Source organism: Pseudoalteromonas sp. Angola-7 (assembly GCF_028599255.1).
Classification (GTDB): domain Bacteria; phylum Pseudomonadota; class Gammaproteobacteria; order Enterobacterales; family Alteromonadaceae; genus Pseudoalteromonas; species Pseudoalteromonas atlantica.
In genome coordinates this window covers 1-255 of the sequence record NZ_JAQREL010000065.1, presented here as the reverse complement: position 1 = coordinate 255, position 255 = coordinate 1, and the positions used below count along the sequence as shown (strand labels likewise).

Here is a 255-nt window from a genome sequence, read left to right as displayed (position 1 = left end):
CGAGGCCGAAAGGCGTAGTCGATGGGAAACGGATTAATATTTCCGTACTTGGTATAATTGCGATGGGGGGACGGAGAAGGCTAAGCAAGCATGGCGATGGTTGTCCATGTGAAAGTGAGTAGGCTAGCGACTTAGGTAAATCCGGGTTGCTGTTAGGCTGAGACACGAGACGAGCACCCAAGGGTGTGAAGTTGCTGATGCCATACTTCCAGGAAAAGCCTCTAAGCTTCAGATTATACCGAATCGTACCCCAAA

General features: G+C 49.8%; 1 rRNA gene. It reads left to right on the top strand.

From position 1 onward, the window contains the following. A 23S ribosomal RNA gene (locus tag PSH50_RS21095) occupies positions 1-255 on the top strand; the annotation flags it as partial.